The 20262-nt window shown below is 61.8% G+C and carries 18 protein-coding genes; 10 read left to right on the plus strand and 8 right to left on the minus strand.

Annotated features, from left to right (window positions below):
• Window positions 1-190 precede the first annotated feature (190 nt).
• The 3 genes from TZ03_RS01590 (at window position 191) to TZ03_RS01600 (ending at window position 4342) form a co-directional block, all read left to right on the plus strand.
• The gene (locus TZ03_RS01590; RefSeq protein WP_051095425.1) at window positions 191-2878 is read left to right on the plus strand and encodes a putative bifunctional diguanylate cyclase/phosphodiesterase; all 2688 of its coding nucleotides are present in this window, start codon (window positions 191-193) and stop codon (window positions 2876-2878) included.
• 168 nt (window positions 2879-3046) lie between these two features.
• A complete protein-coding gene (gene msrA / locus TZ03_RS01595; protein ID WP_025337405.1) occupies window positions 3047-3715 on the plus strand; it encodes a peptide-methionine (S)-S-oxide reductase MsrA in 669 nt (222 codons plus the stop codon).
• A 3-nt stretch (window positions 3716-3718) separates the two neighbouring features.
• The gene (locus TZ03_RS01600) at window positions 3719-4342 is read left to right on the plus strand and encodes a glutathione S-transferase (protein ID WP_051095426.1); all 624 of its coding nucleotides are present in this window, start codon (window positions 3719-3721) and stop codon (window positions 4340-4342) included.
• Window positions 4343-4837: 495 nt separating this feature from the next.
• Here TZ03_RS01600 and TZ03_RS01605 read toward each other — a convergent pair whose 3' ends face one another.
• Window positions 4838-5338 (minus strand): ATP-dependent zinc protease, encoded by a 501-nt coding sequence (locus tag TZ03_RS01605; RefSeq protein WP_051095427.1) that lies wholly within the window; start codon window positions 5336-5338, stop codon window positions 4838-4840.
• Between the two features lie 182 nt (window positions 5339-5520).
• Here TZ03_RS01605 and TZ03_RS01610 point away from each other — a divergent pair, with 182 nt between their 5' ends.
• Window positions 5521-6408 carry an acyltransferase gene (locus TZ03_RS01610; RefSeq protein ID WP_051095428.1) on the plus strand — a complete coding sequence of 296 codons (888 nt, stop codon included), beginning with the start codon at window positions 5521-5523 and terminating at the stop codon, window positions 6406-6408.
• 232 nt (window positions 6409-6640) lie between these two features.
• A complete protein-coding gene (locus TZ03_RS01615) occupies window positions 6641-7990 on the plus strand; it encodes an APC family permease (protein ID WP_051095429.1) in 1350 nt (449 codons plus the stop codon).
• 230 nt (window positions 7991-8220) lie between these two features.
• Here the strand turns inward: TZ03_RS01615 and TZ03_RS01620 are convergent, their stop codons facing one another.
• Window positions 8221-8796, minus strand: coding sequence for a DUF2780 domain-containing protein (locus TZ03_RS01620; protein ID WP_051095430.1), 576 nt, complete (start codon window positions 8794-8796; stop codon window positions 8221-8223).
• Between the two features lie 209 nt (window positions 8797-9005).
• Between TZ03_RS01620 and TZ03_RS28115 the strand changes: the two genes are divergently transcribed.
• From TZ03_RS28115 to TZ03_RS01635, 5 genes are all read left to right on the plus strand, one after another.
• Window positions 9006-9785, plus strand: coding sequence for an RHS repeat-associated core domain-containing protein (locus TZ03_RS28115; protein ID WP_082056508.1), 780 nt, complete (start codon window positions 9006-9008; stop codon window positions 9783-9785).
• A 368-nt stretch (window positions 9786-10153) separates the two neighbouring features.
• A complete protein-coding gene (locus TZ03_RS01625; RefSeq protein ID WP_051095431.1) occupies window positions 10154-10393 on the plus strand; it encodes a hypothetical protein in 240 nt (79 codons plus the stop codon).
• Between the two features lie 163 nt (window positions 10394-10556).
• Complete coding sequence (locus TZ03_RS01630) at window positions 10557-10826, plus strand: DUF3077 domain-containing protein (RefSeq protein ID WP_051095432.1); 270 nt, start codon at window positions 10557-10559, stop codon at window positions 10824-10826.
• A 146-nt stretch (window positions 10827-10972) separates the two neighbouring features.
• Entirely contained in the window at window positions 10973-11776 is an 804-nt protein-coding gene (locus TZ03_RS31835; protein WP_414860292.1) for an RHS repeat-associated core domain-containing protein, read from the plus strand.
• Window positions 11777-11989: 213 nt separating this feature from the next.
• Window positions 11990-12199, plus strand: a complete 210-nt coding sequence (locus TZ03_RS01635; protein ID WP_051095433.1) for a hypothetical protein — start codon at window positions 11990-11992, stop codon at window positions 12197-12199.
• Window positions 12200-12243: 44 nt separating this feature from the next.
• Here the strand turns inward: TZ03_RS01635 and fdhA are convergent, their stop codons facing one another.
• From fdhA to TZ03_RS01665, 6 genes are all read right to left on the minus strand, one after another.
• Window positions 12244-13443, minus strand: a complete 1200-nt coding sequence (fdhA, locus tag TZ03_RS01640; RefSeq protein WP_051095434.1) for a formaldehyde dehydrogenase, glutathione-independent — start codon at window positions 13441-13443, stop codon at window positions 12244-12246.
• A gap of 515 nt (window positions 13444-13958) precedes the next feature.
• Window positions 13959-14816 carry a formyltetrahydrofolate deformylase gene (purU, locus tag TZ03_RS01645; protein WP_051095435.1) on the minus strand — a complete coding sequence of 286 codons (858 nt, stop codon included), beginning with the start codon at window positions 14814-14816 and terminating at the stop codon, window positions 13959-13961.
• Between the two features lie 12 nt (window positions 14817-14828).
• On the minus strand, window positions 14829-15461 hold the full coding sequence (locus TZ03_RS01650; RefSeq protein ID WP_051095436.1) for a sarcosine oxidase subunit gamma: 633 nt from the start codon (window positions 15459-15461) through the stop codon (window positions 14829-14831).
• A 176-nt stretch (window positions 15462-15637) separates the two neighbouring features.
• On the minus strand, window positions 15638-18658 hold the full coding sequence (locus TZ03_RS01655; RefSeq protein ID WP_051095437.1) for a sarcosine oxidase subunit alpha: 3021 nt from the start codon (window positions 18656-18658) through the stop codon (window positions 15638-15640).
• A complete protein-coding gene (locus tag TZ03_RS01660) occupies window positions 18655-18990 on the minus strand; it encodes a sarcosine oxidase subunit delta (RefSeq protein WP_051095438.1) in 336 nt (111 codons plus the stop codon). Before TZ03_RS01660 ends, TZ03_RS01655 begins: the two co-directional genes overlap by 4 nt.
• Before the next feature lie 14 nt (window positions 18991-19004).
• The gene (locus TZ03_RS01665) at window positions 19005-20255 is read right to left on the minus strand and encodes a sarcosine oxidase subunit beta family protein (protein ID WP_003255680.1); all 1251 of its coding nucleotides are present in this window, start codon (window positions 20253-20255) and stop codon (window positions 19005-19007) included.
• Window positions 20256-20262 lie beyond the last annotated feature (7 nt).

Raw genomic sequence — 20262 nt, forward strand, 5'->3', positions numbered from 1 at the left:
AGCGCCGCGCGGGCGGCGCTCGATCTCCCAGACGCCAAAAATCTCAAGGCGATCTAACATTTCCGGCCCAATAGCCGATAACCCGTACACAGCATCGCACCTGGCCGCTTGCCAGCCCCCGGGACATGATGCAACCTTGCCAGATCCGCCGCTGCCCCAAGGCTGCGTTCCCTCTTCAAGCGAGTCTTCGATGAAAAGCCAACCCGATGCCGCCAGCCGTGTGGCGGCCGAGGTCGTCACGCAGTTACCCGTGCCCTCGCGGCTCGGCATGCTGCGTTTCGAAAGGCTCAACGAAGCCACCTGGGCCATGCTCTACCTGGACCCAGCCTGCGAGCGCCAGTTCGGCCTGCACGCCAGCGACCTGTGCGCCCTGGTAGACGCCCCTTACGCCAGCCTGATGGAGCCCGAGGCCCGCTACCGGCTGCACGACGAGATCCAACTGCAACTGGCCCAGCGCGGCTACTACCGCGTGCGCTACGCCCTGCACACCCCAAGTGCGTCACTACGCCTGCTGGAGACCGGTGAGGCCTACAAGCAGCACAACCGCCAGCTGTTGCGCGGCTACCTGAGCGTGCTCGACGACCAGCACGAAGACGCCGGCGAGGGGGCCAGCGACCTGGAATCGCGCAACAACCGCCTGCAACTGGCCCTGCAGCTGAACCAGCGTACCCAACAGGAGCAGCTCGAACACCTGGAGCGGGTACGCGGCCAGCAGGACCTGATCCTGCGCCTGGCCCGCCAGCGCTACAGCGCCGAGAACTCGCTACTGGAAGCCGCCCAGCTGATCACCCAGAGCGCCTGCGAAATCTACAAGGTCGACACCGCCAGCATCTGGCACCTGGAAGACCAGCGCCTGGAGCCGATCACCGCCTGGTACCGAGGCACGCAGGAGCACCGCCAGCCCGAAGCCATCGATGCCAGCCGCTTCCCCGACTACCTGGAGGCCCTGCACACCAGCCGCGCCATCGACGCCCATAACGCCAACCACGACCCACGCACCCGCGCCCTGACGCAGAGCCTGTGCCCGGAAAACAAGGCCATGCTCGATGCCAGTATCCGCGTCGATGGCCAGGTGGTCGGCGTGCTGTGCCTGGAGCAGACCGGCCAGACAAGGGCCTGGCAGTCGGACGAAATAGCCTTTGCCGGCGAGCTGGCCGACCAGTTCGCCCAAGTCATCACCAACCACAACCGGCGCACCGCGGCCAGCGCCCTGCACCTGTTCCAGCGCGCGGTCGAACAGAGCGCCAGTGCCTTCCTGCTGGTCAACCGCGATGGCAAGGTGGAGTACGTCAACCCGAGCTTCACCGCCATCACCCAGTACAGCACCGACGAAGTCCAGGGCCGCCACCTGGGCGAGCTGCCGGCGCTGGAAAACCTCAGCGAACTGTTGTTCGACTCGCCATCCAGCCTGGCCATGGGCAACAGTTGGCAGGGCGAGTTCAAGAGCCGGCGCAAGAACCTGGAGCCCTACTGGGGCCAGTTGTCAATCTCCAAGGTCTATGGCGACAACCGTGAGCTGACCCACTACATCGGCATCTACGAAGACGTCACCCAGACCAAGCTGGCCCAGCAGCGCATCGAGCGCCTGGCCTACACCGACAACCTGACCAACCTGGGCAACCGCCCGGCGTTCATCCGCAGCCTGGACGAGCGCTTTGCCCGCGACGGCGAGAACACCTTGTGCCTGTTGTTGGTGGACATCGACAACTTCAAGCGTATCAACGACAGCCTCGGCCACCAGACCGGCGACAAGCTGTTGATCAGCCTGGCCCGGCGCCTGCGCAACAGCCTGCATGCCGGCGGCATCCTGGCGCGCTTTGCCAGCAACGAGTTCGCCGTGCTGCTCGACGACACCAGCCTGGAGAATGGCCAGGGCGTCGCCCAGCAATTGCTGCGTACCCTCGACAAGCCGATGTTCGTCGACAACCAGCTGATCAACGTCACCGCCTCGGTGGGCCTGGCCTGCGCGCCGCTGCATGGCGCCAACCCGACCAGCCTGATGAAGAACGCCGGGCTGGCACTGCACAAGGCCAAGGCCAACGGCAAGCACCAGGTGCAGGTGTTCACCGAAGTGCTCAATGCCGAGGCCAGCTACAAGCTGTTCGTCGAGAACAACCTGCGCCGTGCCCTGACCCAGAACGAGCTGGAGGTGTTCTACCAGCCCAAGCTGTGCTTGCGCAGCGGCCGCCTGCTGGGCCTGGAAGCACTGTTGCGCTGGAACCACCCCGAGCGCGGCATGATCCGACCGGACCAGTTCATCAGCGTGGCAGAAGAAACCGGCCTGATCATTCCCATCGGCAAGTGGGTGGTGCGCCAGTCGTGCCGCATGAGCCAGCAACTGCGCGAGGCCGGCATGGGCAACCTGCACGTTGCCATCAACCTGTCGCCCAAGCAGTTCTCCGACCCGGACCTGGTAGCCTCGATCAGCACCATCCTCAAGGACGAAGCCCTGCCCCCGCACCTGCTGGAGCTGGAACTGACCGAAGGCCTGCTGCTGGAAGCCAGCGAAGACACTCACCGCCAGCTGGAAGAGCTGAAGGCCCTGGGCCTGACCTTGGCCATGGACGACTTCGGCACCGGTTATTCGTCGTTGAGCTACCTGAAGAAATTCCCGATCGACATCCTCAAGATCGACCGCAGCTTCATCAACGAAATCCCGGATAACCAGGACGACATGGAAATCACCTCAGCGGTGGTGGCCATGGCCCATAACCTGAAGCTGAAGGTGGTGGCCGAGGGTATCGAGACACCAGAGCAGCTGGCGTTCCTGCGCCGGCACCGCTGCGACGTGGGCCAAGGCTACCTGTTCGACCGGCCGATCCCGGGGCGCGAACTGGCCGAGCGGTTGAAGCGCTATCCGCGTGGACCGGTCGCCTGACAGCGGCGTAAACCTCGGGCACTATAGAAGCCATTCGGGCCCTATCGCCGGCAAGCCAGCTCCCACAGGGACCGCACAGGTCTCGAAACCTGTGACATCCCTGTGGGAACTGGCTTGCCGGCGATGGCCCCAACACCTATCCAACTGAATAGACACAGAGGAACGGCCATGGTCCTGCGTTCGGAAATCCTGGTGAACAAAAACGTCATGCCTACTGCGGAGCAGGCCCTGCCTGGCCGCGAAACGCCAATGAGTCTGCCCGAGTTCCACTACGTGTTCGAAGGCACCCCACTGCTCGGTCCATTCTTCGAAGGCGCCATCGACTTCGCCATCTTCGGCCTGGGCTGCTTCTGGGGCGCCGAGCGCCGCTTCTGGCAGCGCGAAGGCGTGGTCAGCACCGTGGTCGGCTACGCAGGCGGCTTCACCCCGCACCCTACCTACGAAGAAGTCTGCTCGGGCCTGACCGGCCACACCGAAGTGGTGCTGGTGGTGTTCGACAAGGACAAGGTCAGCTACCGCGAGCTGCTGGCGATGTTCTGGGAGCTGCACAACCCGACCCAGGGCATGCGCCAGGGCAACGACATCGGTACCCAGTACCGCTCGGCCATCTACTGCACCAGCCCGGAACAGCTGGAACAGGCCAAGGCCAGCCGCGATGCTTTCCAGGCCGAACTGAGCAAGGCCGGCTTCGGCGAAATCACTACCGAAATCGACCAGGCGCCGACCGTGTACTTCGCCGAGGCTTACCACCAGCAGTACCTGGCCAAGAACCCGGACGGCTACTGCGGTATCGGCGGCACCGGCGTGTGCCTGCCACCGAGCCTGCAGGGCAACTGACGCATGAGCACGATGACCCTGTTCCACTCGCCCTTGTCGCCGTTCGTGCGCAAGGTCATGGTGGTATTGCACGAGACCGGCCAGCTTGAGCGCGTGACGCTGCAGCCGGTGAACATCAGCCCGGTCAGCGGCGACCCGCAACTGAACCAGGACAACCCGATCGGCAAGATTCCGGCCCTGCGCCTGGAAGACGGCACCGTGCTGCATGACAGCCGGGTGATCTGCGAGTACCTCGACCTGCAGCACGTCGGCTTGCCGCTGCTGCCACGCGAAGGCTCGGCGCGCTGGCGGCGCATGACGCTGGTGTCGCAGGCCGATGCGATCATGGATGCTGCGGTGTCGAGCCGTTATGAAAGCTTCCTGCGGCCTGAAGACAAGCGCTGGGACGGTTGGCTGCAAGCGCAGGGCGACAAGATTCGCCGTAGCCTGGCCAACCTGGAGCAGGAGCATTTGCCCGAGCTGATGTCCGGGTTCGATCTGGCAGCGATTGGCGTGGCTTGTGCGCTAGGGTACCTGGACCTGCGTCAGCCCGAGTTTGGCTGGCGTGAGCGCCAGCCTGGGCTGGCGGCGTGGTATGCCGAGGTGAGCAAGCGGCCGTCGATGGTAGCCACTTCTCCGCAGGCCTGAAGGGCCTCTTCGCGGGCACGCCCGCTCCCCACAGGGACATCACAGTATTCGAAAGCTGTGCAGTACCTGTGGGAGCGGGCATGCCCGCGAAGGCCTCACCTGGGTACCACAGGAAACAACTGCCCAATCCTGAGAGCCAACCAGCGCCCGAGCTCTTTGTCCTCCCTCATGCCGCCCTCCTGTGGCAGTGGACGCAGTGTCTGCGCCTTGCGTGGAGGCCCTGTGGATTATGTGTAATTCGAGGGCCCCATCGCCGGCAAGCCAGCTCCCAAGGTACTGCACAGGGCTTGAGGGCAATGTGCTCGGTGTGGGAGCTGGCTTGCCGGCGATGGGCTGCGCAGCAGCCCCGGCCATCTCAGCTGATACGCCGTACCGGCAACCACAACCACCCGCTCACCACCGCGTTCAAGGTCGAACAACAGCGCTCCACCTCCCGGTGAAGTCCAGCGCGTTATCCAGCAGGTTGGCCAGCGCCTGGCAGCTTGTAGCTACGTATCAGCAGTCTGGCTTGCCAGCAGTAAATTTCTTCGCCGGGTTCACTGCGGCCTTGAACTCGCGCAACGCCTTGGAGCCAATCAACAGCGGGTAGTTGAAGCTGCTGCGGTCCACCAGGTTCACCTCAACCACGCGCTTCACATCCCCCAGGCACAGCTCCAGGTCGACCACCGGGCGCTTGGAGATCTCCGGCGTATCGCCTTCATCCTCTTCATCGGCACGCCCCTTGATCTTGCTGATGCGCGAGAGCTTGTGCTCGTACACCTTGCCATCCGCGTCCTTGGTCGCCAGGCGGAAGCGCACCCACTCGTCGCCATCGCGGGTGAACAGCTCGATGTTCTTGGCCGACAACGATGCGGTGAAGGCACCGGTGTCCATCTTGGCTTTCAACGTTTCCCCCAACTCGGGCAGGGCGATGTTCTCGTAACGGCCGTAGATCGTGGGGTCGGCGGCCATCACTGGTAACGCCAACAGCGACAACAGGGCAAGCAGAGGTTTCACAGGCAGGCTTCCTTGAGAAAGGTCAGTGCTTAGACTGCACTGGCAGGATAGGTTCGCTGTCACAAGGTTATCCAACATGTTGTGAAACATTTGTTCCTGCCGCAGGGCATTGGACATTTGGCGTAGGCCATCGCCCTGCTTATCATTGCCGACCGTTTATCTCCCACAACAAGAGTCTCCTTATGCGTCGCCTGCTGACCGGCATCCTCACCACCACCCTGCTGCTGCTCAACACCTTGGTGTTGATCTGCCCGCTGCTGGTCTTCGCCCTGCTCAAACTGGTATTGCCAGGCCGTGGGCGTGACTATGCGTCGTGGGCGGTAATGTGGGTGGCCGAGACCTGGTCGGAAATCGACAAGGCCATCTTTGCCCTGTGCATTCCTACGAAGTGGGATATCCGTGGCGTCGAGAACTTGCGCAAGGACACTTCATACCTGGCCGTGAGCAACCACCAGACCTGGGTCGACATCCCGGCGCTGATCGAAAGCCTCAACCGCCGCACGCCATTCTTCAAGTTCTTCCTGAAGAAGGAGTTGATCTGGGTCCCCCTGCTGGGCCTGGCCTGGTGGGGGCTGGATTACCCGTTCATGAAGCGCTACAGCAAGGCGTTTCTGGAGAAACACCCGGAGCTCAAGGGCAAGGACCTGGAAATCACCAAGGCCGCCTGTGAGCTGTTCAAGCGCCAGCCGGTGACGGTGGTCAATTACCTGGAAGGCACGCGGTTTACCGAAGCCAAGCGCCTGCAACAGCAGTCGCCGTATCGTTACCTGCTCAAGCCCAAGGCCGGTGGCGTGGCGTTCGTGCTGGCGGCGTTGGGCGAGCAGTTGGATGCGCTGCTGGACGTGACCATCGTGTATCCCGGCAACAAGGCGCCGGGGTTCTGGGATTTGCTCAATGGCAGTATTAGCCGGGTGATTATCGACATTCGCGTGCGTGAACTGGACCCGGTGCTGTGGGCGGGGGATTACGAGAATGATCCTGAATTCCGCCAGACTGTGCAGGCCTGGGTGAACCAGCTGTGGTTGGACAAGGACCAGCGGATCGAGCAGCTGCGGACGGAGATGGGCTAACCCCTACTGGCCCAATCGCCGGCAAGCCAGCTCCCACAGGTACGGCACAAGTCTTGAACAATGTGGGCATCCTGTGGGAGCTGGCTTGCCGGCGATAGGGCCCCAAAACCCACAGCAAATTTCCGATTAAAACCCAGGCTAATAATCAACATAAGGATTACTTTTTTGTCATCCCCCACCTAAGTGGATAAAAATCGACCAAAGCACAATTACAAAAAGCCTGGATCGATCAATGGCCAACCCACCCAGCCCCACCCCCACCCAGCTCCGCCGTGTCCTTGGCCTGCCCGCCCTGGTATTCTTCGGCCTGGTGTACATGGTCCCGCTGACCATCTTCACCACCTACGGCATCGTCACCGAACTCACCGGTGGCCGCACGGCCGGTGCCTACATCGTCACCCTGGTGGCCATGCTGTTCACCGCCACGTCCTACAGCTTCATGGTCAAACGCTTCCCGGTCGCGGGCTCAGCGTACTCCTACACCAACATGGCCTTCGGCCCGAACGTCGGCTTCCTGGCCGGCTGGTCGCTGTTGCTGGATTACCTGTTCCTGCCGATGATCAACTACCTGCTGATCGGCCTGTTCCTCAACATCGCGTTCCCGGCCATCCCTGCGTGGTCCATCGCCCTGGCCTCGATCGCCCTGGTCACCGTGCTCAACGTGGTCGGCATTCACTCGGTGGCCAAGACCAGCAACCTGATCGTCGGCGCGCAGATCGTCTTCATCGTGGTGTTCGTCGCCCTGTCCTGCCAATCGCTGGCCGGCCAGCCGCTCGACCTGCTGTCGCCGTTGCTAGGCGATGGCTCGCAGCCTGGCTTCGGCCCGATCATGGCTGGCGCGGCAGTGCTGTGCCTGTCGTTCCTCGGCTTCGATGCCGTGTCCACCTTGGCCGAAGAATGCCGCGATGCCCGCCGCGATGTGCCACGGGCGATCATCCTCACCACCCTGTTCGCCGGCGTGCTGTTCACCGTGCTGGCCTACGTCAGCCAGCTGGTGCTGCCGGGCAGCACCTTCGTCAATGCAGATGCGGCGGCCAACGAGGTGATGTTCAAGGCGGGTGGGCAGTTCCTGGCCAACTTCTTCACCGCTGCTTACGTTGCCGGTAGCCTCGGCTCGGCGCTGGCCTCGCAGGCGGCGGTATCGCGCATCCTGTTCACCATGGGGCGTGACAATGTGCTGCCGCGGCGCTGCTTCGGTTACCTGTCGCCGCGTTTCGGCACCCCGGTGTTCGCCATTGCGCTGGTGTCGGCGTTCTCGCTACTGGCGTTGGTGATCGACCTGGCCACCCTCGCCTCGCTGATCAGCTTTGGTGCGCTGGTGGCGTTCTCGGCGGTGAACCTGGCGGTGGTGAAGACCCACCTGATGGGTGACGGGGCGCAGCGTAATCTCAAGGGACTGCTGTGCTATGGCCTGGTGCCGCTGGTAGGTTTGGGGCTGACGCTGTGGCTGTGGACCAGCCTGTCGGCGCTGACGCTGGTGATCGGCCTGTGCTGGTTTGCCCTGGGCCTTGCCTACCTGGCCGTCCTGACCGCCGGCTTCCGCCGCCCAGTGCGCCTGGTGGACTTCAGCGAAGCCGCCTGACCTGCTGAGCAGACGCAAATCCGCTTTTTGTGGGAGCGGCCTTGTGTCGCGATAGGGCCGCAAAGCGGCCCCTGCAATCTCTGCAGTGACGCTGAAATCCTGGGGCCGCTTCGCAGCCCTTTCGCGACACAAGGCCGCTCCCACAGATACAGCGCATGCCTTGAAGGTTGTGAGGTCCCTGTGGGAGCTGGCTTGCCGGCGATAGGGCCAGTACTGGCGCTAAAGAATCATCAGACCGAAGGCTGGCCCAACGGCGCTGGCGTGGCCCACAAACTCCCCAGATTCTGCAACAACGACCCGGCAATCCCCTGCTGCCCCAAGTACTGCAGCAACAACGGCGCGAACTGCCCGATCATCCCGGTATCCATCCCCAGCGCCTTGAAGGCATTGTCCAGGTCGCTGCGGTTTTCCACATTGTTACCCAACGCATTGCTCAATGCCGACTGGCTCTCGCTGTTCTTGCCGAGCATTTCGCCCAACCCACTCAAGCTGCCCAGCGCATTGGCGCCGGCCAGTAAGTCCAGTCCCGGCACTGCCTTGGTCAGTTGCCCATAGTCGTCGCTACTGAGGTTGTTACGCGCCAACCCCAGCATCGCCCCCGCCCCGCCTACGGCCTGTTCGGGAGTGATCTTCAATTCGCTGCCCAAGGTATTGAGCAGATTGGCCTGCGCCTCAGGTGCCTGCACCTGGCCTTGTTGCTTCTGGTTCTGCATGGCAGACACAGCATTGGCGGCGTCGCTGAGGTTGAAGGCGAACACCGGGCTCGTGGCCAGGGTCATCAGGGTTGCCAGGGTGAGTGCTTTCATTGGGAGGGACCTCGTTGGCCGGGATGGCCTGGGAAACGAGCAATTGGACTGGGGATTCAGGGGTTTGTTCCGGCTGATTTTCACAGAACTACAGGAGCGCATTGCAGCCCTTTTCACCTGATATTTTTATCAGTAGCGCCATGAGTGTTTTGCCGAAATACTGAAGTTTGCGTGTCCTCAGCAATCTTAGACAAATTTGGTACTCCCCAATGAAAACGACTCTATCGTATGCCTATACAGCCTACGGCTATACCGGTCATCGCTCAACAAATCAGACCTTACTAGGGTTTAATGGCGAACTCTCTGATCCGTTAACGGGCCTATATATATTGGGCTCAGGATATAGGCCGTACAGCGTGATCTTGATGCGTTTCATCGCGACTGACAGTTTGGCTCCCTTCGGCATAGGAGGCATGAACACGTATAGTTACACCAATGGCGACCCCATCAACTACACTGACCCTTCGGGCCATTTCAATGTGCGCAAAATGATCGCAAAGCGACTGAATCTAGAACCTCCGACACGCGAACAAATCTTGATGAAACTTGACAGGCCAGCTCAACTAAGTACTCCTGATCGAAGAGATGCGCCACCCTATTACTCCTTTCATTCAGACGCATTTTCATCACCTGTTTCGCCACCAAGCTATGACCCCGGGAAACTGCCAAGCTACTCCAGGCGGCTGCCATCCGGCCATACGCGCATCATGACTCCAACGCTTAACTCTTCCGGTAAATTTGCAAAACTAGCTGCCCCTCCAAAATACAATGAGCAACTCTCGAAACCCAAGGTAAGAACTCAACTACCCCCGTACCAGGTGGCAAGCTATCAAGCTGAGCTCCAGGAAGAGCAAGCTAGATATCGAAGAATTAGAACCGTAGTCAACACTCTGGAGAGACACAACATGTACGTCCCCGAAGAGTACCGTCAAAACCTTTCTGAAATTCGACGGAATCGAGACAATATCCGTGACTTGCTCGGAATTTAAACCACAGAATATATCCAACTATTTTTCATCACATGAAATCGCAGGAGCCGGATGATGAGCCAAACCAGGTCAGCTTTCGGATTTTTCCCCTTACTTGTAGGACGCTTCTGAATTACAGTCCCAAGCCGCTTAAGCCATTGCGATGATCTGGGCTGGGCTCTAGTCTCGGGCGGTCGCTGCGAAATCAGCGACCGGCTTTGACAGGCCGCACTCGTCAACCACATGGCTTTTGCCGTTATGGCAGCTGTGCATGGGGCACTCATGTGCGCCGGGTTTTGGTTGACCTACCGGTCTGTCAACCCATGTACAGCTGCCTCCTTCTTGTTTGACAGCAGGCCGGTGGTGGCATCACTTAGAGGTCATCTAGCATGCTTAAGATCGTCCCCAATCCACCCCACACTTACCATTCCCTAGAAGACACGCTCATCCAGGCTGCGGAGTACGCCCTGTGCGCGCAAACGATCGCGCAGCAGGCGGTGCTGCAGCCCAAGTCGCCAGGCTCGGTACTGATCATGGCAGCGATGCATGAACTCGAGGCGCTGCGGGCGCTGCTGGAGGCAGCCTTGATCCAGATCCAGTTGCCTTCTGAGCCGCGGACTTTGCATTAAGAGCTTCAAGCCTTGCGTTGCCTGGGCTGGCCTCTTCGCGGCTAAAGCCGCTCCCACAGGGATTTTGCGCTCGGTTTGAGGGCTGTGACGAACCTCACCTGTGGGAGCGGGTTCACCCGCGAAGAGGCCGGAACAGGCGCAGCCAATTTCAAGGGGATAAACAATGACAACAGAAAACACCAAACCCAATACCACCGTTGGCAAAACCATGTTTTACCAAGGCGAAAACAAGACCCACGCGTTGTTCTGCATCGCCCCAGGCATCCCTTGCCAGGATGCCCGTGAGCAGGCTTCGGAACTGATGGGCTATGTGCGGGATTTGACCATTGACGGCCTGATGGACAACAAACCGCAGTTGCTCTGGGCTTCACACTATCTGAGCGCGTTGGCCAAGGCGCTGATGGATGATGCCGAACTGGGGATGATGCGCTGACTTTTGCGTTGCCTGGGCTGGCCTCTTCGCGGGCAAGCCCGCTTCCACAGAAACCGTGCCACGTTATCAAACCGTTATTTCTACCAGTATCGAAATTGGGGTAATTGTTCAAAATGGCGAGACCTCCCGCACAGGTTAGGCCAGTCATGAACAAAGCCCAGAGCGAAATCCATCCAGAAAGGCGTAACTATTCGGCCTACGGCCACGATCCAGTACTGCAATCCAGCAAGGCGGTACTCGGCTTCAACGGAGAACAACTGCATCGTGCCACCACGAGCTACCACCTCGGCAACGGCTATCGTTCATATAGCCCTTTGTTAATGCGGTTTTGCTCACCTGACAGCTGGAGCCCATTCGGAAGAGGTGGACTGAATGCGTATTGCTATTGCGAAGGAGACCCCGTGAACAGCGCGGATCCTAGCGGGCGAGCTCTTGTTTTCTTGCGCAATGGGCAGATCATGCGGGTCAATCAAAATATGGCACGCCCGGCAGGCCAGTGGCTGGGGCCTCCCACGCTCACGAGAACAACTTCGTTGCCGTCGCTCAATTACCATTCTGCTCCAAATCAATCCAGACAAGCCGCATTCACTGGCACCAGCCCTATTTCCGAACAACCATCGGCCCGTTCAACGCTCACTAAAACAGTAGCCCTTCAGCGCGTACCACCACTCCATACTAATACCCCTCCACCACCGGCCGAGTGGGTAACGGTGGATGCAAGGCATGGACCGCTGCTGGTTGCCTCTACAACAAGCGCGAACCCCCCAGCCACCATGAATCAGCAAGTACGACAGGATGTCTCCCTGTCATCATCAACCACTACTTCCAGCGATTCGACCCCGTCTCATAGCAGATCAGCGAGCCCAACGCCTCTAGCTCTGCCTTATCATGTGCAAGTTGCCACCAGGCTCCGTGAAAACCCAAACTACAGCCAAAGATTTGATCCGTGATACCGGCACCATTAGCGCGGCATCGCTCCAGCATTCGCAATGTGGTGTCAGTGCGCACGGGCGCCGCAGGCGGCGCATCGCGAGCTGCGCTCGCTCCTACGGGGGCCGGGTAGACATTAAAACTATTGTTTCTGCCAGTATCAAAATCCCTGCAACTGCTCAGAATAGGCTCCAAGCAGCTCCCATTCATCCACTGCGGCAGGGACTTCAACCATGAACAAAGCACCGAACAGGACGCTCTTCTTCTACCAGGGCGACAAGCTCATTACCGTGAAAGAAGGCGATAAGGGTCGCGCCATCTTCCGCAATGCGGAACAACCGCTGGCAGAGCTGAGCACAGACGACAATCAAGCCGGTGGCTTGCTGGCCACCGATCAGATGGGCTCGGTGCTTGTGGTGCACGGCTCAGACAAGCAGCCATAAAAAAAAGCCCCTCGAAATGAGGGGCTCTTTGTTACATCACGCGATCACGCCGCGCCCCACATCTTGTGCGGGTCGATCACGAACTTCTTCGGCACACCTGCATCGAACTCGCCATAACCTTCCGGCGCCTGGTCCAGGTTGATCACCTGCACACCCACCACTTCGGCAATGTTGATCCGATCCCACATGATCGCCTGCATCAGCTGGCGGTTGTACTTCATGGTCGGGGTCTGGCCGGTGTGGAAGCTGTGCGACTTGGCCCAGCCCAGGCCGAAGCGGATGCTCAGTGCGCCGATCTTGGCGGCAGCGTCCACCGCGCCCGGGTCTTCGGTCACGTACAGGCCCGGGATACCGATGTTGCCGGCTACGCGGGTGACCTGCATCAGCGAGTTGAGCACGGTGGCCGGGGCCTCGTGCTTGGCGCCTTCATGGCCATGACCACGGGCCTCGAAGCCAACGGCGTCAACGGCGCAGTCCACTTCCGGCTCGCCGAGGATGTCGACGATCTGCTCGTGCAGCGGGGTGTCCTTGGACAGGTCGACCACTTCGAAGCCCTGCGACTTGGCGTGGGCCAGGCGGGCCGGGTTGAGGTCACCCACGATCACGCAAGCTGCGCCCAGCAGGCGCGCCGAGGCGGCGGCGGCCAGGCCGACCGGGCCGGCGCCGGCAACGTAGACGGTGCTGCCAGGGCCAACGCCGGCAGTGACGGCGCCGTGGTAGCCGGTCGGCAGGATGTCGGACAGGCAGGTCAGGTCACGGATCTTCTCCATGGCCTTGTCGCGATCCGGCAGTTTCAGCAGGTTGAAGTCGGCGTACGGTACCAGCACGTACTCGGCCTGGCCGCCGGTCCAGTCGCCCATGTCGACGTAGCCGTAGGCGCCACCGGCGCGGGCCGGGTTGACGGTAAGGCAGACACCGGTGTGCATCTCTTTGCACGAACGGCAGCGGCCGCAGGCGACGTTGAACGGTACCGACACCAGGTCGCCGATTTTCAGGCGTTCCACGTCACGCCCCATTTCGACGATTTCACCGGTGATTTCGTGGCCCAGGACCAGGCCGACCTGGGCAGTGGTGCGGCCGCGGACCATGTGCTGGTCGGAGCCGCAGATGTTGGTGGAAACCACCTTGAGGATCACGCCGTGCTCGATCTTGTTGCCGCGTGGGTCTTGCATTTTCGGGTAGTCGATCTTCTGCACCTCGACCTTGCCCGCGCCGAGATACACCACTCCACGATTGCCAGACATGCTCTTACCTCGCTTGATTTTTATTTATGCAGCGGTGGTTGAACGCGCCGCCATCCGTGGGCGGCATGTGTTTCTGGAATGAGGGGAATTGTGGGCCGGATGGGGCCGGGTGCACTGACTGGGAGCGACAAAGAGATGCCTTTTAGCGGCAGGTTTGTCGTTGGAAGATATGGGGGCAATCAGAGGTGGTGGCCTGTGCCGGCCTCTTCGCGGCTAAAGCCGCTCCCACAGGGTTTTGTGCAGACTTCAAGAGCATCAGCACCTGTGAGAGCCAAAGGGTTTGGTGCAGGCTAAGGGCATCAGCATCAGTGGGGACCACAGGTATGGCGCAGGGCTCTAGACTGGCGCAATACTTGTGGGAGCTGGCTTGCCGGCGATCACCGGCGCAGCCGGTGCCATACACCGCGTCGCCTGCTTCGCGGGCTTGCCCGCTCCCACAGGGTACGGCGCAGGCTTCAAGGCTGGCGCAATACCTGTGGGAGCGGCTTTAGCCGCGAAGAAGCCGGTACTGGCTATTACAAAACTACAGTCCGGTTGGCGTTGAGGAACACTCGTCGCTCGATGTGATAACCAACAGCCCGCGCCAGGGTCAGGCACTCGATATCGCGCCCTTTGGCAATCAGGTCTTCCGGGTAATGGCTGTGGTCCACCACCTCGACGCCCTGGGCAATGATCGGCCCTTCGTCGAGGTCGTTGTTGATGTAGTGCGCCGTGGCACCGACCATCTTCACACCCTTGTTGTACGCCTGGTGATATGGCTTGGCGCCCTTGAACCCCGGCAACAGCGAGTGGTGAATGTTGATCGCCCAGCCATCCAGGCGTCGGCACAGCTCCGGTGACAGCACCTGCATGTAACGCGCAAGAATCACCAGCTCGGCGCCGGTTTCCTCGATCACCTGCAGCACCTTGCGCTCTTGCCCAGGTTTGTCCTTGGGGTCGAGGGCAAAGTGGTAATAGGGAATCTTGTGCCACTGCGCCAACGGCTCGAGATCAGGGTGGTTGGACACCACCGCGACCACATCCATGGCCAGCTGACCAATGCGCTGGCGATACAGCAAGTCGTTCAGGCAATGGTCGGCCTTGGACACCATGATCACCACCTTGGGGCGGTGATTGGGTGCGGTCAGCTCGAAAGCCATGCCGAACGCATCGCTACGCTCGGCGAGGCCGGCACGGAAGCCCGCCTCGTCGAAATCGTCCGGCTGGCGGAACTCCACGCGAATGAAGAAGCGCCCCGACTGCCGGTCATCGAAGGAGTGGTGCTCCGTCACGTAGCAGCGCTGCTCGAAGAGGTAACGCGTCACCACGTCGACGGTGCCGAGCATGCTCGGGCAGTCGGCGGTGAGAATCCAGGTATCCGGTGCCCGACTCATGTTCTACTCTCCTTAGGCCTCGATGCTCAGGCCGTACTCGGCCGAAGCGTCCTGCAGCCACAGCCACCAGTAGTCGGCGAAGCTGCGGCGAATCACCAGCTCCCAGGTGTCTTCGGCGGTGCGGCGGATCACCAGTTGCGACTTGGCGAACACGGTGCCGACAGCCTTGCCCACCGGGAAGTTGTTCGGATGAACATCATAGCTGGTGGATTTCATCAGCACTTCGCGCACGTTCGGGCCGCGCAGTTCCAGCAGGCTTTGCCCGCCGCTGACGTTGACCACCTGGATGTGCTGGCCTTCGAGGGCCGCGCGCAGTTTCTGCTCGACGGCGAACTCCTGGCCGCCGGGCACGATCAGCAGCCACTCGTCAGGGCCGGCCCATTGCAGCGACATTTCGTCGTTGGCGACCACGGTCAGGGCCACTGGCAGCTCCAGGCCCAGGGCCTTGTGCACGCCGGCGGCGAATTCCGGGTCGTGGCCATCGCCACGGATGGTCAGGTGGCCGAGGAACTTGCGTTCACGCAGGGTCACACCTGCGTTCTTGCGGCCTTTGCCAACCAGGCTGGCCAGGTCGGCGTGGTGCAGTGGCGACTGGGCCTTGGCCTCGGCGCCGGGGTTTTGCTGGAAGACGTTGATAGCGCTCATTTCTTACCTGCCTTGAATTCTGTAGGTCGCATGCGGTGCCCTGGCGGTGGTGCATCTTGTGTAGGAGCGGGTTTACCCGCGAATGCGATGTTGAATTCACCGCCCTCTTCGCGGGCAAGCCCGCTCCTACAAAGACCTCATTACCAACCCGGCACCGTGTGCCATCCGGGGGGGCCTTAGACGTTCTGCCGCTCACCCTTCGGATCGAAGAACACCGAAGACACGATCTCCGCCTCGATCACGCTGCCATCCGCCTGTGGCGAGTACACACGCTCGCCCATGCGCTTGAGGCCGCCTTTGACCACACCCATGGCGAACGAGTAGCCCAGGGAGTTGGAGGCGTAGCTGGAGGTCACGTGGCCAACCATGTCCATCGGGATCGGCTGTTTCGGGTCGAACACCAGCTGGGCGCCTTCCGGCAGCCACTTGGTCGGGTCGACCGGCTTCAGGCCCACCAGCTGCTTGCGGTTCTCGCGCACGCAGTCTTCGCGGTTCATGCCACGCAGGCCGATCCACGAGAACGGCTTGTTGCGGCCCACGCACCAGCTCATGTTGAGGTCGTCCGGGGTCATCGAGCCGTCGGTGTCCTGGCCGACGATGATGAAGCCCTTCTCGGCACGCAGTACGTGCATGGTCTCGGTGCCATACGGGGTCAGGTTGTACTTCTTGCCCGCCTCGATGACTTTTTCCAGCACGCCCATGGCGTAGTTGGCCTGCACGTTGACTTCGTACGACAGCTCACCGGTGAACGAGATACGGAACACCCGGGCCGGCACGCCGCCGACAGTGCCTTCCTTCCAGGTCATGAACGGGAAGGCGTCCTTGTCCAGGTCGATATCGTCGGTCAGCTCGCTCAGCAGCTTGCGGCTGTTGGGGCCGGACAAGGTCAGGGTGGCCCAGTGGTCGGTGACCGAGGTGAAGTACACCTTCATCTCTGGCCATTCGGTCTGGTGGTACAGCTCCAGCCACTGCAGCACACGGGCGGCGCCGCCGGTGGTAGTGGTCATGTAGAAGTGGTTGTCGCCGACGCAGGCGGTAACGCCGTCGTCGAAGACCATGCCGTCTTCCTTGCACATCAGGCCGTAGCGGGCCTTGCCCACGTCGAGCTTGGTCCAGGCGTTGCTGTACACACGGTTGAGGAACTCGCGGGCATCCGGGCCCTGGATGTCGATCTTGCCCAGGGTCGAGGCGTCCAGCAGGCCTACGCTGTCGCGCACAGCCTTGCATTCACGGGCCACGGCGGCGTGGATGTCTTCACCGGCTTTGGGGAAGTACCACGGGCGCTTCCACTGGCCGACGTCTTCGAACTCGGCGCCGTTCTTCACGTGCCAGGCATGCAGGGCGGTGAAGCGTACCGGTTCGAACAGGTGGCCACAGTGACGGCCCGCTACCGCGCCGAAGGTGACCGGCGTGTAGTTGGGGCGGAACATGGTGGTGCCCATTTCCGGGATGGTGATACCCATCGAACGGGCGGCGATGGCCAGGCCGTTGATGTTGCCCAGTTTGCCCTGGTCGGTACCGAAGCCCAGTGCGGTGTAGCGCTTTACGTGCTCGACCGACTCGAAGCCTTCGCGGGTAGCCAGTTCGATGGCCGCGGCGGTCACGTCGTTCTGCTGGTCGACGAACTGCTTGGGCGCACGGGCAGTGCCTTTGTCATGCGGCACCTGGAACAGCGCCACAGTGGCCTCTTCCTTGCGCGCCACGGTTTTCGGCAGGCTGCCGACAGTGGCCTTGAAGCCCGCCTCGGTGGCCGCGCGCACGCCGCCCTCGAAGCCATCGGCAATCACGTCGCCGAGGGCGTACACGCCGTTGATGCCGCCAACGCACTCGCGTTTTTGCGGGGCATCGCCTGGCACGAAGCCGAGAATGTCTTCACGCCATACCGGGCGACCGCCCAAGTGCGAGGCCAGGTGCACGACCGGGCTGTAGCCGCCGGAAGTGGCGATCAGGTCGCACTCGAGGGTTTCGCCAGGGCTGGTGACCTTGTGCGCCTGCACATCGATGGCGGCCACACGGGCGCCAGTGACGTGCTTGCTACCCTTGGCCTCGATCACGGCGCTGGAGGTAAGGATGCGGATGCCTTTGGCGCGCGCTTCTTCAACCAGCGAACCACGCGGGTTGTGACGGGCGTCGGCGATGGCGACCACTTGCAGGCCGGCGTCGTGCCAGTCCAGCGCGGCGCGGTAGGCGTGGTCGTTGTTGGTCGACAGCACCAGCTTGCGGCCCGGGGCCACGCCATAGCGGCGCACATAGGTCGACACGGCACCGGCCAGCATGTTGCCCGGCAGGTCGTTGTTGCCGTACACCAGCGGGCGCTCGTGGGCGCCGGCAGCCAGCACCACGCGCTTGGCGCGCACGCGGTGCACGCGGTGGCGCACCTGGCCAATCGGGGCGCGGTCGCCGAGGTGGTCGGTGAGGCGCTCGTGGATGGTCAGGAAGTTATGGTCGTGGTAGCCGTTGACCGTGGCGCGTGGCAGCAGGGTCACTTCCGGCAGGCCTTCCAGCTCTTTGACCACGGCGTTCACCCAATCAGCGGCAGGCTTGCCGTCGAGGGTTTCGCGGGTGTCGAGCAGGCTGCCGCCGAACTCTTCCTGCTCGTCAGCCAGGATTACCCGGGCGCCGCTGCGCGCAGCGGCCAGTGCCGCGGCCAGGCCAGCAGGGCCGGCGCCGACGATCAGCACGTCGCAGTGCTGGTTCATGTAGTCGTAGCTGTCCGGGTCGTTCTGCAGCGGTGCACGGCCAAGGCCAGCGGCTTTGCGGATGTACTTCTCGTAAGTCATCCAGAACGATTTCGGGTACATGAAGGTTTTGTAGTAGAAGCCCGGCGGCATCATGCTGCCGCCAACCTTGCCAAGGATGCCCATGACGTCGTTGTTGACGTTCGGCCAACCGTTGGTGCTGGTGGCTACAAGACCTGCGTACAGCGCCTGCTGGGTGGCACGCACGTTGGGGATCTGGGTGGCTTCGCTGGAGCCGATCTGCAGGATGGCGTTCGGCTCTTCGGTACCGGCGGCGATGATGCCGCGTGGACGCGAGTACTTGAAGCTGCGGCCGACGATGTCGACGCCGTTGGCCAGCAGCGCGGCGGCCAGGCTGTCACCGGCATAGCCCTGGTAGGTCTTGCCGTTGAAGCTGAAGTTCAGGACCTTGCTGCGGTCGATGCGGCCGCCGCTGGCGAGGCGATAGGTCTGGCTCATACTTTTTCCCCTTGGCCTTTGACGGTCGACGGTGCGCTGCTTTGCTTGCCAGCTTCGGTCACTTGCGGCTTCTCGCCAATCTTGTAGGTTTCCAGAATTTCGTAGGTCACGGTGTTACGGGTGACGTTGAAGTACTGGCGGCAGCCGGCAACGTGGTCCCACAGTTCGTGGTGAATACCGCGTGGGTTGTCACGGTAGAACATGTAGGTACCCCACTCTTCGTCGGAGCAGGCGTTGGGGTCCAGCGGGCGGGCGATGTGCGCCTGGCCAGAGGCGTGGAACTCTTCTTCGGAGCGCAGCTCGCCGCAGTGGGGACAGAAAATATGCAACATGACGGTGTCTCCGGTTAGTGGGCGACGGCGGCGGCGCCGTGTTCGTCGATCAGTGCGCCGTTGTAGAAACGGTCCATGGAGAACGGCGCGGCCAGCGGGTGCATTTCGCCCTTGGCCAGGCTCGCGGCGAAGACGTTGCCCGAGCCCGGGGTCGCCTTGAAGCCGCCAGTACCCCAACCGCAGTTGAAGAACATGTTCTTGACCGGGGTCTTGGTGATGATCGGGCAGGCGTCTGGCGAGGTATCGACGATGCCGCCCCACTGGCGGTTCATGCGCACGCGCGAGAGGTTGGGGAACATCTCGACGATGGCCTGCAGGGTGTGCTCGATCACCGGGTACGAACCGCGCTGACCGTAGCCGACCCAGCCGTCGATACCGGCACCGATCACCAGGTCGCCCTTGTCGGACTGGCTGATGTAGCCGTGCACGGCGTTGGACATGATCACGCTGTCGATGATCGGCTTGATCGGCTCCGATACCAGTGCTTGCAGCGGGTGCGATTCCAGCGGCAGGCGGAAGCCGGCCAGCTTGGCCATGTGCCCGGAGTTACCGGCGGTGACCACGCCGACGCGCTTGGCGCCGATAAAGCCTTTATTGGTTTCCACACCGATGACCGCGCCGTTTTCCTTGCGGAAGCCAATCACTTCGGTTTGCTGGATCAGGTCCACGCCCAGGGCGTCGGCGGCACGGGCGAAGCCCCAGGCCACGGCGTCGTGACGGGCCACGCCGCCACGGCGCTGCACGGTAGCGCCGAGGATCGGATAACGGGTGTTCTTCGAGCAGTCCAGGTACGGGATCTCGGCCGCGACCTGGGCGGTATTGAGCAGCTCGCCATCCACGCCGTTGAGGCGGTTGGCGCTGACCCGGCGCTCGGAGTCACGCATGTCCTGCAGGGTGTGGCACAGGTTGTACACGCCACGCTGGGAGAACATCACGTTGTAGTTGAGGTCCTGGGACAGGCCCTCCCACAGCTTCATGGCGTGCTCGTACAGGTGCGCCGACTCGTCCCACAGGTAGTTGGAACGCACGATGGTGGTGTTGCGGGCGGTGTTGCCGCCGCCCAGGTAGCCTTTTTCGATCACGGCAACGTTGGTGATGCCATGTTCCTTGGCCAGGTAGTAGGCCGTGGCCAGGCCATGGCCGCCACCGCCGACGATAACCACGTCGTAAACCTTTTTAGGGGTAGGCGTGCGCCACATGCGCTGCCAGTTTTCGTGGTGGCTGAGGGAGTGCTTGAAAAGGCCGAAGCCCGAGTAGCGTTGCATGGTCGTC

It is taken from the genome of Pseudomonas sp. 10-1B (assembly GCF_000935045.1).
Lineage (GTDB): Bacteria > Pseudomonadota > Gammaproteobacteria > Pseudomonadales > Pseudomonadaceae > Aquipseudomonas.